A 14052-nucleotide genomic window follows, 5' to 3' on the forward strand; every position below is an offset into this window, starting at 1 on the left:
GAAGATACATATCTTTGACTAAGATATCCGGCTAAGTGATTTGATCCTTAGCCGGACTTAATAGCCAAAAACTTATTTATATATTTTCACACGCAGCCAGTGGATTAAATATTTTGCGATATCACCCTTTGTTATCAATATATAACATGAGCTAATGCAAGTCGTTAATATATAAAACAAAGCAAAACTGTCTCTATAATTTAATGATGGAATGGAATCCAATGGCAAAGACACTTAAAGTTAATCAAGCAATTTTATCGGCGTTACTCTTTTCTGCATTCAATTCAGCTCAAGCAGAAGAGCTAACCATAGAACATTTAGTCCCTGAGGGGTTCTCAGCACTTGAGGAGCACAATACATTACAAATACTCGGTGTATTCGACGGAAAAACACTACCCGCTCCACTCTCTTTCTCAGAAGAGAAACAACAACTCACCTTTGATGCGCAAAAATATCGTAATAATAATATTGATGAGCAGTCAATTATATTGTTAGAGGAAATCTTATCGCAACTGCCTTATTTACAGTGCCAAACGGGGTGTGACTATATTTTATCAGGTCATAACATCATGTTGGATAAGGTCAATAATGTGATAACGATATCCAATACAAATAACCGCTACTTGATGCCCACTACCACATGGGGGGTAGTACATAACCAATCTTTTGACCTGCGCATGACCGCCAGAAACTACCGTGCCATCTCTGGCCGAGGGCAAGGTTATATTGGTTTGCCATTACAATCTTATGGCTTTATAAATTGGTTTTATAACGCGACACGGTCAAAGAACCATTATCAGTATGGGAATGAGTCATTATATCAGCACCAAACCCAAACAGGGGTTGATAGTTGGTATCTGCAAAAGAACTTTCAGGCACTCTATTTACGGGCGGGAAGGCAGAATAACCTAGATAACAGTGCGGGTAGCATTCATACCTTAATTAATCCGGCTTTAGACCAATTCATCACCTTGGGTAGCCAAAGTTATTTAGCCCTTGATGCTCCTTCTGCGGGCAGTCTGGTGTTATATGCCACCACTGAAGGGGATTATGAAATTTACCGCGACAACCAACTTATTCGCCGTATTCCCGCACAATTAGGCCGCAATGAGATTGATTACAACCAACTCCCCGGTGGCTATTATCAGGTTGAAATTCGTTTAGTGGATAATACTGGCCGCATCGTCAGTCAGGAAAGCCAAATCATCAGCAATATTGGCACTCAAACCAATCATGGTTGGTTTTTGACCATGGGGAAAGGGGCAATACACCACCGCAACAACTCTCCCCATTTGGTGCAATTTGGCCGCAGCATGAAGATACAAAACCTACAAACAAATCTCTCGCTGCTGGCAGACAATGCCCACCACTGGGCTGGAGAAGGAAATATATCGCGCCCATGGAGTTTCTCCAACCTGACGATCACCCCCAGCCTTGGCATGATGTCGGGTGAAAAACACGGGGGAGGCTATCTGCGCTTAAACGGCGGGAATGCCGCATTGGGGTACTTCTCGGTGGCCCGATATCAGACGCCAGATGTCTCCATTTATGCACCCAATTACGGCAGCACCTCTGCCTCTTATAGTCGCCGTTTTGGGCCAACTCAACTCAGTTATCAATTTAATCAATATAAGCACAATAGACAGCACCGTATTCAAAGCAGTTGGGACTGGCAACGGCCGCAATTCGGTCTGAACCTCTCCCTAGGTGTGCAAAAAGGGGGGCAATGGATCAACCCAATTAGCTCTGGCGCTAATTTCTTCAGCACTAACAATTACAGTGTCTTTCTCAATACCACATTGTCTTTCCGCAAAAGCAGCGCCAGCATCAACAGCGCCTATGCGCAGCAACAGTTGACCACCAGTGCCAATTATCAGCAAGAGTTCACCGACAACCATGGCACCAGCGCGTTGGGTATTAACGGTAGCACCAGCGGGAACACGAATAACGTCGGCAGTTTTGCTCACCGTAGCGGAAGCCGTGGTGACATGTCAGCCCGAGTGGGCATTGATAGCAAGATAGCTAATGGCGGGATCAGTTATAACGGCATGATAGCCATCAGCCCACAAGGGGCGGCCCTGGGGCGCAGCAGCTACAGCGGCTCGGCACTACTGATAGAAACACCAGAATTATCAGGGACACCTTATAGCTTCCGAGCAGAAGGTCATCCGATAACGGGCGAAGGGCTCTATGCCATCCCACTTTCTCGCTATCAAGATCGCTTCTTTATTCGTACCCATAATGACCGCAGTGATCTGAATATGCACATTCAATTGCCGGTCAATATTATGCGCGCCCACCCCGGACAAGTTTTTTCCAGCAAAGCCGATATCACTTTAGACCTGCTTTATAACGGTTTTCTCAACGATGCTAATGGGTTGCCAATCAATGGAGTGATTCAGGAAACGGGCGACACGGTTCACCCTAATGGGCTGTTCTCCATTAGTTCAAATACCATCCTGAATAGCATTTCTGTCCAAAATGGTTCGACCCGATATCGCTGCGATATGCGCCAGCAACGTGATCACATTTACCTTTGCCACACCGATGAATATCAACAGGACTGACCATGAAATACAGTAAATTATTATTAAGCACTATTTTATTGCTCGCTCCGATAACCGCGACTTATGGTCAACTAGTGGCGATCCCTGTCCGCACAACAGTTGAAGCGCTGGATCAGCACCGCACCGTACAAGTCTATAACAGCGGTGATAAGCCGCTCTATTTGGATATCTCACTGCAACGGGTCGATAACCCGGGTGTTAGCCCAGAGAAAAAAACACCGATCAGTGAAATTGCTCAACCTGAGATCATTTTTAATCCTAGCCGGATTACGCTAGGACCGAAACAGAAGCGAGATATCAAGCTGTTACCCTTAAAATCGCCGCAGCAGGAAACCCTCTATCGGCTGTATATCAACCCGGTGGTTGAGACCAAAGTCGTTGGCGAAAGCAAAGATCAAAGCAAAATCCATGCGCCGATGACCATCAGTATTGGTTATGGGGTCCTCATTCATCATGTTCCCCCCACAGCAGCACAGACTCGCCATTGGCAGCATCAATGTCTGCCCGACAACAACTTAATGCTCAGTTCTAAGGGCAGTGTTCACAGTAAATTCAAAGAACTCATCTCACAGGGTGATGCCAAACTGACTGACAGCCTGAATTTGTACCCAGGCACGCCGGTCACCTTGCCAGTGAAACAGCTTAGCGGGAAGGTAGATGATGAACCTTTTACTCTTCATTGCAGCTAGTTTGCTGCCGTTCAGCGCTTTTGCGGCAATAGACATTCAGCCGCATGTGTTGGAGATGCAACAGGCTAATGCCGTGGTGAATGTGATCAACCACAGCTCGGCGACTGAATATGTCACTGTTCAGCTGTATCAGATTAATAACCCCGGCGTATCACCTGAGCAAGAGTCATTAACTTTTGTTGGTGAACAGTCACGGCCATCATTATTTGCTGCTCCAACCAAGTTGACCCTCGGCCCAAAACAGAGCGGGAGAATATTGCTGAAAGCACTCCAATCACCAGAGAAAGAGCAGATCTATCGGTTGTCCGTGGTTCCTGAAAAAAACCTGCTGATCAGTGGGGGCCATGGGGCGGTATTGGGTGTGCAATTAAGTTATATGGGGTTGATCCGGCATTTACCCACATCGCCACAACAGCAGTGGGAGCACTACTGTATTCGTGGGGTATTAGAGTTACAGAATACCGGTAATACCCGCTTACAGTGGCACCAATTAAAAACCACAGACCAAGATATAGATGATTTTAATCTCTATCCCGGACAGCGCCGACAACTGGCCACCAAAGAGATACAGGGCATGATTGAGGATAAAACCTTTAGTTTGCGTTGCAGTGTGGATTAAAAACTGTGGACGAAAACTGTATATGAAAAAAGGAGCGTTATGAACATCATTAAAATAGTCGCGATATCACTATTACTCCTCTGGCGACCTGTTTCAGCGACGGTTCCGATTCCGCTAGGGAATATTGAGGTTAAATTAGAGGTCACCGCACAACCCAAAATTGAGATCGAAAAACCCACAGGTGGCTGGTACAACAATATTAAGCTGAATAATAGCCCAGAAAGTCCATCTCTATTTCAGGCGGAAGTCCCCGTGAAAATTAAACTTCGGCGGCAAGAGGGATTCAGCGTGTCAATTCAAACTCCCTTAATACTCAGTCGTGAAACGGGGGACACACATTCAGTACCTCCGGTATTCTCACCTGCCGAAATCAAGTGGGGAAAAGAGCGCGCCAATCTACGGCCATTATCAGCGACACCAGAAATATTCACGGTTGATACTGTTGATAACGGCAACACCAGCCAGACGGGTACTGACTATCTATTACATATTTCAGCGTTGGCACCCAGTGGACGAGATATCGCTGGGAAATATCATGGGCAGTTGACATTAATTTTTGAAACAAACAGTTGATAGTCATGGAGTGACACTAAGTGAATGTGAAGAATAAGTATTTATTTTCTGGGTTATTACTATTGATCCTATCCCCTACTGCGATGGCGGCACCCGCTTTTTATTATAACGACTACGTCAAAAGCTATTCCAATTGTTCAGTAAAACTATTAGATGATAACAGTGTGGAAGTCTCTTTTCAGGCAAATCTAGCAGATCATCTCTTTAATCTCCCAGAGGCGGGTAAGCATTTAGAACAGTGGAAAAAATTAATTAAGATAGATAGACCCATTCCATTGAGTCGTAAAAACGCACTACTTTCACTCTATTTCTATCATGCTGATGGTTCGCCCAATACGCATATTCAACTTAATGATATTAGTCATCTTGCTCTCAATGGATCTACACCTAAGAGTGCGAGCAATAGAATTCAAGACATTCGATTTGAGAGTGACTCAGCCCCCTTCAACAGGACACACTATTCTGTATCATTTAACGTTTCCGCTAATACACTCAAGAGTATAAGAATCGGTGCAACTGTGGGGGGTATACTCATTGCCCACTCGACTAAGCAGGAATATCCTCTGTTTTCATCAAGAGGGATCTCTTTTAGCCCCACAGGTCATCAATGCGCATCTTTTGATCCCCAATCAGGTATTGCACCTCAAGCTTTGAAAGTGGACCCAAAATTTCATTTAGCATCCACGGTATGGCAATTGGCCTCTCTCGATTTGGATCATTTGCTTGAAAATACCGCTGAAGGCCGGGGGTTAGATGCACCCATGATTAACCCACAAGCTAACCGTTTCTGTATCAACTATCACGCCATGGGGACGCAAGATACCCGCTATATGATTAGTGCTAATAATAGAAATGGATTATCTACAAGTGGTCAACAGTTTAAATTAATTGAGAAATCAGGAAGTAATGTCATTAACTACCACGTAGAACTGGAGGAGACCGGGAGGCCTGAAACAAGCATCTCATTACCCAAAGAGAGAAAGTTTATTCAATTGAAAAATAACAATGGCGGAATGGAGCAGATGTGCTGGTCACCAAAAGTCCTTGCTTACAGTACCAAGACGACAGATAAAGGTAGCTATAGCGATACACTGTATTTCACTATCACTCCTCAGTCATAAAGTTAATTATATCCATAACAGGCATCTCAGTAACCGCCAAATAAGGCCCACCATCGGGCCTTAGAATAAATTTAGTTTACAATGACTTCGCTACCTATACCTGACTCGCTATTGCTTATTTCTGTATCTGCACCCAGTGGATAAGATATCACTGGTTAATATCACAATCAGTTGTCATTACTCTTTTGTAATAAACAACTGGCAGTCATGGAGAGACACCAAGTGAACGTTAACTATAAACATTTATTTATAAGTACATTACTATTCATGCTATCGCCCACAGTGATAGCGACACCCTCTTTTTATAATTATCATGTTAAAAACTATACTAACTGCTCGGTAAAACTATTAGATGACAGCAGTGTGGAAGTCTCCTTTCAGGTAAATCTGGCAGATTATATGCTTAATAATCCCCACAATGAAAAAGAGGGGGAGGAACAAGAAGAGGGCTGGGAATATAAAGAGGGTTGGGAACATCGCCAGCGGTTGAAAGAATTATTTAAGCTGGATAAGTTTATTCCATTGAGTCCCAACCATGCGCTGCTTTCACTCTATTTCTATCACACTGATGGTTCACCCAATACGACGATTCAACTTAGCAATATCAATAATCTGACTCTCAATGGATCTTCACCTAAACATACGAGTAATCGTACTCAAGAAATACGATTTGAAAACGGCTCTGCCCCCTTCAGCAATACACACTATTCTGTGTCATTTACAGTTGCCCCTAATGCACTCAAGAGTATAAGAATTGGTGCAACTGTAGGGGGCATACTCATTGCCGACGCCACTGAACAGGAATATCCTCTGCTTTCATCAAAAGGGGTCTCTTTTAGCCCGACAGGTCATCAATGCGAGCCTTTTGATCCTCAATCAGGCATTGCGCCCCAGCCTTTGAAGGTTGATCCCAAATTCCGCCTAACATCAGGCGTATGGCAACTCAAAACCCTCGACTTGGATTATTTGCTCGAGGCTCTTGCTGCCCATGGGAAACTGACTACCGCTAGAGGTTTACATGTCCTACTGGTCAATCCAACAGCGAGTCGATTTTGTCTCAGCTATCGTTCAATAGGAATTGAAAATACCCGCTATATGATTAAGGCCAGCAATCGTAATGGGTTATCTGCAAACAATAAGCACTTTCAATTAAAGGAAAACACAGGAAATAACACCATTAACTACCAAGTGAGAATGAAAAATGCTGAAAACAGGGAAGTAAACTTCGAGTTACCCAAAGAGCAGAAATTTATTAAGTTAAGAAATAATAATAACGACACAGAACAGATGTGCTGGTCGCCAAAAATACGGTTTTACGGCACTGATACGACCATCGACAAAGGCAGCTACAGTGATACGTTGAATTTCACCATTACCCCTGAGGCGTGATACTCATTAATCCAATGATAACTTTATATTTTCGCTATAATTAAGGCCCGAAATCGGGCCTTATAAAGAGAATAGTGCATCAAAGCTGAACCGTTAGCCGCCAAGATAAGCTGAACGCACGGCCTCATTTGCCAGTAAAGCAGCACCAGTATCTTCCAAAACAATACGGCCATTTTCCAGCACGTAGCCACGGTCAGCCAATTTCAATGCCTGATTCGCGTTCTGCTCAACCAAGAAAATGGTCATCCCCTCTTCTCTTAGCTGTTGAATCGTATCAAATATTTGCAAGATAATAATCGGGGCCAGCCCCAATGACGGCTCATCCAATAGCAGCAATTTGGGTTGGCTCATCAAAGCACGCCCTATCGCCAACATCTGCTGCTCACCGCCGGACATTGTTCCCGCCCGCTGAATACGCCGTTCAAACAACCGTGGGAACAAGTCGTAAACGCGCTCGATACGCTGTTGATATTGTTGGCGATCCGCAAAGAATCCACCCATCGCCAGATTCTCTTCAACCGTCATGCGAGAAAACACGCGACGCCCTTCTGGCACAATCGCAATCGCCTCGCGCATGATGCGGGCCGTCTGCCAATCGGTAATGTCTTGTTCACCGAAAACAATACTGCCCTCAGTGGCGCGAGGCTCGCCGCACAATGTCCCCAGCAATGTGGTTTTACCCGCGCCATTGGCACCAATTAGCGTGACAATCTCGCCCTGTTGAATATGCAAACTAACCTGATGCAGCGCCTGAATTTTGCCGTAATGAGCTGAAACTTGATTAAATGACAACATGTTATGTTTATGCCTCGCCCACTTTCCATTTACCCAACATAAGGTTACTCACCCAAATAGGCCCGAATCACATCCGGGTTATCACGGATTTCAGCGGGTGTGCCTTGTGCCAACGGCGTTCCCTGATTCACCACATAAATGCGGTCAGAGATTCCCATCACCAGTTTCATATCATGCTCAATGAGCAAGACTGAAACTTGATGTTGGCCCCGTAACTCCATAATCAACTGATTCAGTTCATCAGTCTCTTTCGGGTTCAGACCTGCCGCTGGCTCATCAAGCATCAATAGCTCGGGGCGAGTCACCATGCAGCGGGCAATTTCCAAACGCCGTTGCTGACCATAAGCCAGATTCCCCGCCTGCCGGTTTGCCAGCTCTAGTAGCCCGACCCGCTCCAGCCAAGTCGCTGCACGCTCTAGTGCATCCGCTTCTGCACGGCGAAAGCCCGGCGTTTTCAGCAGACCAGCAAAAATACCGCTTTTAAGATGCTGATGTTGTGCCACCAGCAGATTCTCTACCACGGTCATTTCACGGAACAAACGCACGTGCTGGAAAGTCCGAATCACGCCCATGCGGGCAATCATCTGACCGGGAAGCCCTTCCAAATGGCGCTCGCGTAACTTAATGGTGCCGCCAGTCGGGCGATAAAATCCTGTCAGACAGTTGAAGATGGTCGTTTTACCGGCTCCGTTTGGGCCAATCAGAGAAACAATCTCCCCCTGATTCAGGGTCAATCCTACATTGTTGACCGCCAGCAACCCACCAAAACGCATCGACAGCCCTTCAACGGCTAACAAAGGTTGCGTATTCATGCTTTCTCCCCCTGCTTCGCGTCGATCTCGGCGACTTTCAACTTCAGTTGTGGCCGCTTCATGGGCAGCAGACCTTGTGGCCGCCAGATCATCATCAGCACCATCAATGCCCCCAACAGCAACATGCTGTAGGCATTGAGATCACGCATTAACTCGCGCGAAACCACCAGTAATACCGCCGCCAGAATGACCGCAAACTGTGATCCCATCCCGCCTAATACCACAATCGCCAGCACGAAAGCCGACTCGACGAAGGTAAAGGATTCTGGGCTGACAAAACCTTGCCGTGCAGCAAACAATGTACCGGCAAAACCCGCAAAAGCCGCACTGATGGTAAACGCCGTCAGCTTGATTTTTGTTGGGCTAAGGCCCAGTGAACGGCAGGCAATTTCATCTTCGCGCAATGCTTCCCATGCGCGGCCCAGCGGCATACGCAGCAATCGGTTAATCACAAACAGGGTCAGAATCACCAACAGCAGTGCCACCATATACAGGAAAATGATGCGATCACTGGGGTCATATGTCAGGCCAAAGAAGTTATGGAAAGTATCCCAACCCCCATCTTTTGCGGTGCGGCTAAATTCCAGACCAAACAGCGTCGGTTTAGGAATTTGGCTGATGCCATTCGGGCCACCGGTGATTTCAGTATTATTGAGCAGCAAAATACGCACAATTTCACCGAAACCGAGGGTGACGATCGCCAGATAATCCCCACGCAAACGCAATACCGGGAAGCCCAGCAAGAAACCAGAGAGCGCCGCGACTATCCCCGCCAGCGGCAAACTTTCCCAGAAACCTAAACCGTAATAGTGATTCAACAGCGCATAGGTGTAAGCACCAATGGCATAAAACCCACCGTAACCCAGTACCAGCAGGCCCGATAAGCCCACCACAACATTCAATCCCAGACCCAGCATCACATAAATGAGTGTCAGGGTGGCGATATCAACAGAGCCTCGAGAGACCAAAAATGGCCATGCTATTGCGGCGATAATAATCGCGGCGGCGAATAATTTCTGGCGAGGTGTAGTGCCGTCAAAACTGGGCAAAACCCAAGCTGGACCCGAGATTTTTTTGATGCCCTGCTGTATGACCGGGCGCACCAACTGGAAGAAAAACACCACGATACATGCCGCGCCAATCCACAACCAGCGGACTTCCGACGCACCTTGCACAATCAGTTTGGTGCCGTCTAACTGCAACTGTAACCCCATGACAAACGAGGCGAGAACGAGCAGAACGAAACTGGAGATAATGGCGTTGACGAAGTTGAGCTGTTTCATACTTTTTCAACCTCCGGACGACCTAAGATCCCAGTAGGCATCACTAACAGCACAACAATCAACAGCGCAAATGAGACTGCATCTTTGTATTCTGTGCTGAGATAAGCGGAGGTCAGTGCTTCCGCCACCCCCAAAATCAAGCCGCCAATCATCGCGCCCGGAATGCTGCCGATACCGCCCAAGACTGCCGCAGTGAATGCCTTCATGCCAGCCATAAAGCCGATATATGGGTTGATCACACCATAGAATTGGCCGAGCAACACACCCGCGACCGCAGCCATCAATGCCCCGATCACGAAGGTCAGTGAGATCACCCGGTCGGTATTAATGCCCAACAAACTGGCCATCTTCAGATCTTCAGCACAGGCACGGCACGCACGGCCCATACGGGAATAGCGGATAAAGAGTGTCAGCGCCAACATGGCGAGGAAGGTGACTATCCAAATAGTGAGCTGCATGGTGCTGATGGTGGCGGCGAAACCATTGGTTTCAGCCAAGGTCCATTGACCCGTCACCAAACTCGGCAGCGCCAAATCCCGTGAGCCTTGTGTGAGGCTGACGTAATTTTGTAGGAAGATCGACATCCCGATCGCTGAGATCAATGCAATCAAACGCTTAGAGCTACGAACTGGCTTATACGCCACTCGTTCAATACTCCAACCATAAGCACTGGCGATCACAATGGAGACGAGGAAAGCACAGCCGATCAATAACCAGCTGGCATCGATCCCTATCATCATTAATGCGGCGATCACGATAAATGAGACGTAGCTGCTGATCATATAGACTTCGCCGTGAGCAAAGTTGATCATGCCAATAATGCCGTACACCATGGTGTAACCGATGGCGATCAGCGCATAGGTGCTGCCCAACGTAACGCCGTTGAACATTTGTTGCAGAAAATACAGAAACTGCTCTGACATACACTAACCCTTTGATTCACTTGCCTGGCTGCCCTAGCCAACTGCCTCTGATCTACTGTGTGCAGAGAGAAAAATCCCCCGGAACTGGGGGATGCAATTGGTAAAAGGGGCCGGGTTGCTGCGGGAGCAACCCTACAACTTGATGATTCTACTATTCTTGTTATTTGACTGCGGTAGATGAACCATCCGCATGCCATTCAAAAATACCGAATTCAAACCCTTTCAGATCGCCTTTGTCATCCCAGCTCAATGGCCCCATCACTGTTTCAACCGGCTTGCCGGTTTTCAGATCTTTGACCAAATCGGCGGGCTCCTGACTGCCAGTACGCTCCATCGCCGTGGTCAGCGATTGCAGTGCGGCATAGGTGGTCCAGACGAATGGGCCAGTTGGGTCCAATTTCTTCGCTTTCAGCGCATCGACGATAGGTTGGTTAGTTGGCACCTGATCATAACGTTTCGGTAATGTCACCAGCATGCCTTCAGAAGCATCACCCGCGATATTAGAGAGTGAGGAGTTACCCACGCCCTCAGGGCCCATAAAGCGTGCTGTCAGCCCTGCTTGCTTAGCCTGACGCAGAATTTGGCCCATCTCTGGGTAGTAACCGCCGAAGTAGACGAAATCGACGTTCTCTTTCTTCAGACGTGCCACCAGTGTAGAGAAATCTTTATCACCCGCAGTCACACCTTCAAACAACACAGGTTCTGTACCTTGCTTTTTCAAACTGTCACGCACGGAACGCGCCAAACCTTCACCATATTGCTGCTTATCGTGCACTACAGCGATACGTTTAGGTTTGATGGTCTCCAGGATATATTTCGCGGCGGTTGGGCCTTGATCAGAGTCCAGACCGGTAGTGCGCATAATCATTTTGTAGCCACGAGTGGTCAGATCAGCGTTTGTCGCGGCAGGGGTGATCATAATCACGCCTTCATCTTCATAAATATCTGAAGCAGGCTGAGTTGAGGAGGAGCAGAGGTGACCAATAACGTAGCGGATACCGTCGTTAATCACTTTGTTGGCAACAGCCACGGCTTGTTTCGGGTCGCAGGCATCATCGTATTCCACGCCGACCAGTTTATCGCCTTTAATTCCACCTTTGGCATTGATATCAGCAATAGCCTGACGTGCACCGGTAAATTCCATGTCACCATATTGGGCAACCGGACCGGACATCGCGCCAACAATGGCAACTTTAATGTCTTTCGCCAGTACAGAATGGCTCATCGCCATCGCGATACACCCAGCCAGCAACACTTTACCTTTCGTTAATTTCATCCGCGAATTCCCCATCTGTCATTGTGAACGTGCTTGTTGTGTTGGTCTTAACGTTTTATCGTGCCGCTACGTTTTATTCATATGTAATAATGATTTAGTCTCAAAAGTAACGCTTTTTTCTAATAAGACTTTATTTTTCATGTCATTAAACAGGAGTTTTATGCTGTAAATCAACTGAGACAAGCAGAAACAAGCGGTGTAAACAGCATAAAATTAGGATTAAATTGAATGGGTTTTACTCAAATGATAGTGGGTTATGCTGGTTCTGTGATCATTTACTCAGTTAAAACTCGGAAAATGCAGTATCGAAAAAACATTTTCCCCCACGTACGTACAGAAAAACTTACACAACGCTCTGGTCTGTGATCTAGTACAATAAACCACAGCACAATACCCTTTACTTTTTTATGGTCTATCGACGATGAAACTGACTATTGAACGATTAACCACCCTGACTCATCAAGATCTTATCGATTTAGCGAAGATTTGGCCTGAGCAACAACAAACTAGCTGGCAACAATGGGTTATCGACGGTAAGCCACTCTTTGCGGCGCGCTTTAATGAGCGTCTGTTAGGTGCGGTGAAAGTTGCCGTGGAGGGTCAAGATGCCGAGCTTCAGGATTTGTGTGTCCGAGAGGTCACGCGTCGGCGTGGTGTAGGGTTGTATCTGATTGAAGAGACGCTGCGTCAGCTACCCGCGGTTCAGCACTGGTCGCTGAGCCATGAGCAGGTCACAGCTGAAAATCGCGAGGCTATGGAGGGTTTTATGCACGCCTGTGGTTTTAGTCGTGGCGCGAAGGGTTGGCAGCGATAACTCGCAGCAATAATAGCGCTGGCGTTATTCATACTCCGCCATTGCACGATGTCAGGTTGTGCTCACTAAATCAGCCAGACGTCTTGAGTACCAGAAAAGCAAAAGGGCGATATTAATATCGCCCTTTTAGTCGTATCACAATCTCTGAATCGCCCTATCAGGCTTCAATTGCCATACGCAGTTTTTTCATCGCATTCTTTTCGAGCTGACGAACACGTTCAGCCGATACGCCGTACTGATCAGCCAGCTCCTGCAACGTAGATTTGTTGTCATCGTCCAGCCAACGGGCGCGGATAATATGCTGGCTCCGCTCGTCCAATCCTTCCAACGCATAAGCCAGTTTATCTGCTGCGTGACCATCCCAGTTATCCTCTTCAATGCTATCAGCAAAATCAGAGGTTTTATCCTGCAAATACAGAACTGGAGCCATAGATTGGCCATCACGCGCTTCGTCATCTGGAGAGGGATCGAACGTCATATCCTGTGCGGACATGCGTGATTCCATCTCGCGAACGTCTTTACTGGTCACACCCAGCTCTTTGGCAACCAACTCGACTTCATCCTGGTTAAACCAGCCCAGACGCTGCTTGGTTTTGCGCAGATTAAAGAACAATTTACGCTGCGCTTTGGTGGTCGCAACTTTCACAATTCGCCAGTTACGCAGAACATATTCATGAATTTCTGCTTTGATCCAGTGCACCGCAAAGGAGACCAGACGCACCCCAACTTCAGGGTTGAAGCGGCGAACTGCTTTCATCAAGCCAATATTACCTTCTTGGATAAGGTCAGCCTGTGGCAAACCATACCCAGAATAATTACGGGCAACATGAGCGACAAAGCGCAGGTGAGACAGGATAAGCTGTTTAGCCGCTCCCAGATCGCCCTGGTAATGCAGCCGTTCAGCCAGCTCCCGCTCTTCCTCTGCTGTTAGCATTGGATAGGCGTTGGCAGCCCGAATATAGGCTTCCAGACTACCTTGGGGTACTAAGGCTAAAGTTTGCATTTCTTTGGTCATTCAAAACCCTCTCATTGCATTGGCTATAGTGCAAATTTCTCTCAGCGCCGATATTTTAGCATTTGCTTAAGCAGATTCAAGCGCTGGGCACCTTATCATTTCACTGTGTTGTTCGACCGGATATTGCCATAAAAGTTCACGCTGGATCACATTTTTTGCAGTGGATCATAGCAGAT

At 47.0% G+C, this 14052-nt stretch carries 13 protein-coding genes; 7 read left to right on the forward strand and 6 right to left on the reverse strand.

The features are described from left to right. Window positions 1-206 precede the first annotated feature (206 nt). The 6 genes from HRD69_RS03985 to HRD69_RS04010 all read left to right on the forward strand — a co-directional run bounded on the left by HRD69_RS03985 (window position 207) and on the right by HRD69_RS04010 (window position 6958). Entirely contained in the window at window positions 207-2567 is a 2361-nt protein-coding gene (locus tag HRD69_RS03985) for a TcfC E-set like domain-containing protein (protein WP_004875856.1), read from the forward strand. Between the two features lie 2 nt (window positions 2568-2569). After that, on the forward strand, window positions 2570-3256 hold the full coding sequence (locus HRD69_RS03990; RefSeq protein ID WP_004875855.1) for a fimbria/pilus periplasmic chaperone: 687 nt from the start codon (window positions 2570-2572) through the stop codon (window positions 3254-3256). Beyond that, the gene (locus HRD69_RS03995) at window positions 3228-3875 is read left to right on the forward strand and encodes a hypothetical protein (RefSeq protein WP_032814892.1); all 648 of its coding nucleotides are present in this window, start codon (window positions 3228-3230) and stop codon (window positions 3873-3875) included. Before HRD69_RS03990 ends, HRD69_RS03995 begins: the two co-directional genes overlap by 29 nt. Before the next feature lie 39 nt (window positions 3876-3914). Next, window positions 3915-4448 (forward strand): hypothetical protein, encoded by a 534-nt coding sequence (locus tag HRD69_RS04000; RefSeq protein WP_004875853.1) that lies wholly within the window; start codon window positions 3915-3917, stop codon window positions 4446-4448. Window positions 4449-4468: 20 nt separating this feature from the next. Then, the gene (locus HRD69_RS04005) at window positions 4469-5569 is read left to right on the forward strand and encodes a hypothetical protein (protein ID WP_004875852.1); all 1101 of its coding nucleotides are present in this window, start codon (window positions 4469-4471) and stop codon (window positions 5567-5569) included. Window positions 5570-5791: 222 nt separating this feature from the next. After that, window positions 5792-6958: a hypothetical protein gene (locus HRD69_RS04010; RefSeq protein ID WP_032814891.1), complete on the forward strand. Its 1167-nt coding sequence runs from the start codon at window positions 5792-5794 to the stop codon at window positions 6956-6958. Between the two features lie 93 nt (window positions 6959-7051). Here the strand turns inward: HRD69_RS04010 and livF are convergent, their stop codons facing one another. The 5 genes from livF to HRD69_RS04035 form a co-directional block, all read right to left on the reverse strand. Beyond that, window positions 7052-7753: a high-affinity branched-chain amino acid ABC transporter ATP-binding protein LivF gene (gene livF / locus HRD69_RS04015; protein WP_004875850.1), complete on the reverse strand. Its 702-nt coding sequence runs from the start codon at window positions 7751-7753 to the stop codon at window positions 7052-7054. Between the two features lie 44 nt (window positions 7754-7797). Continuing rightward, window positions 7798-8565 carry a high-affinity branched-chain amino acid ABC transporter ATP-binding protein LivG gene (gene livG / locus HRD69_RS04020; RefSeq protein WP_032814890.1) on the reverse strand — a complete coding sequence of 256 codons (768 nt, stop codon included), beginning with the start codon at window positions 8563-8565 and terminating at the stop codon, window positions 7798-7800. Then, window positions 8562-9848, reverse strand: a complete 1287-nt coding sequence (locus tag HRD69_RS04025; protein WP_032814889.1) for a high-affinity branched-chain amino acid ABC transporter permease LivM — start codon at window positions 9846-9848, stop codon at window positions 8562-8564. Before HRD69_RS04025 ends, livG begins: the two co-directional genes overlap by 4 nt. Then, window positions 9845-10771: a high-affinity branched-chain amino acid ABC transporter permease LivH gene (livH, locus tag HRD69_RS04030; RefSeq protein WP_004875847.1), complete on the reverse strand. Its 927-nt coding sequence runs from the start codon at window positions 10769-10771 to the stop codon at window positions 9845-9847. Before livH ends, HRD69_RS04025 begins: the two co-directional genes overlap by 4 nt. 160 nt (window positions 10772-10931) lie before the next feature. Further along, window positions 10932-12047, reverse strand: coding sequence for a branched-chain amino acid ABC transporter substrate-binding protein (locus tag HRD69_RS04035; RefSeq protein ID WP_004875846.1), 1116 nt, complete (start codon window positions 12045-12047; stop codon window positions 10932-10934). Window positions 12048-12468: 421 nt separating this feature from the next. Here HRD69_RS04035 and panM point away from each other — a divergent pair, with 421 nt between their 5' ends. Then, window positions 12469-12861, forward strand: coding sequence for an aspartate 1-decarboxylase autocleavage activator PanM (gene panM, locus HRD69_RS04040; RefSeq protein ID WP_004875844.1), 393 nt, complete (start codon window positions 12469-12471; stop codon window positions 12859-12861). Window positions 12862-13018: 157 nt separating this feature from the next. Here panM and rpoH read toward each other — a convergent pair whose 3' ends face one another. Continuing rightward, a complete protein-coding gene (gene rpoH, locus HRD69_RS04045) occupies window positions 13019-13876 on the reverse strand; it encodes an RNA polymerase sigma factor RpoH (protein WP_004875843.1) in 858 nt (285 codons plus the stop codon). Window positions 13877-14052: the final 176 nt, after the last annotated feature.

The sequence above is a fragment of the Yersinia mollaretii ATCC 43969 genome, from assembly GCF_013282725.1.
GTDB classification, from domain to species: domain Bacteria; phylum Pseudomonadota; class Gammaproteobacteria; order Enterobacterales; family Enterobacteriaceae; genus Yersinia; species Yersinia mollaretii.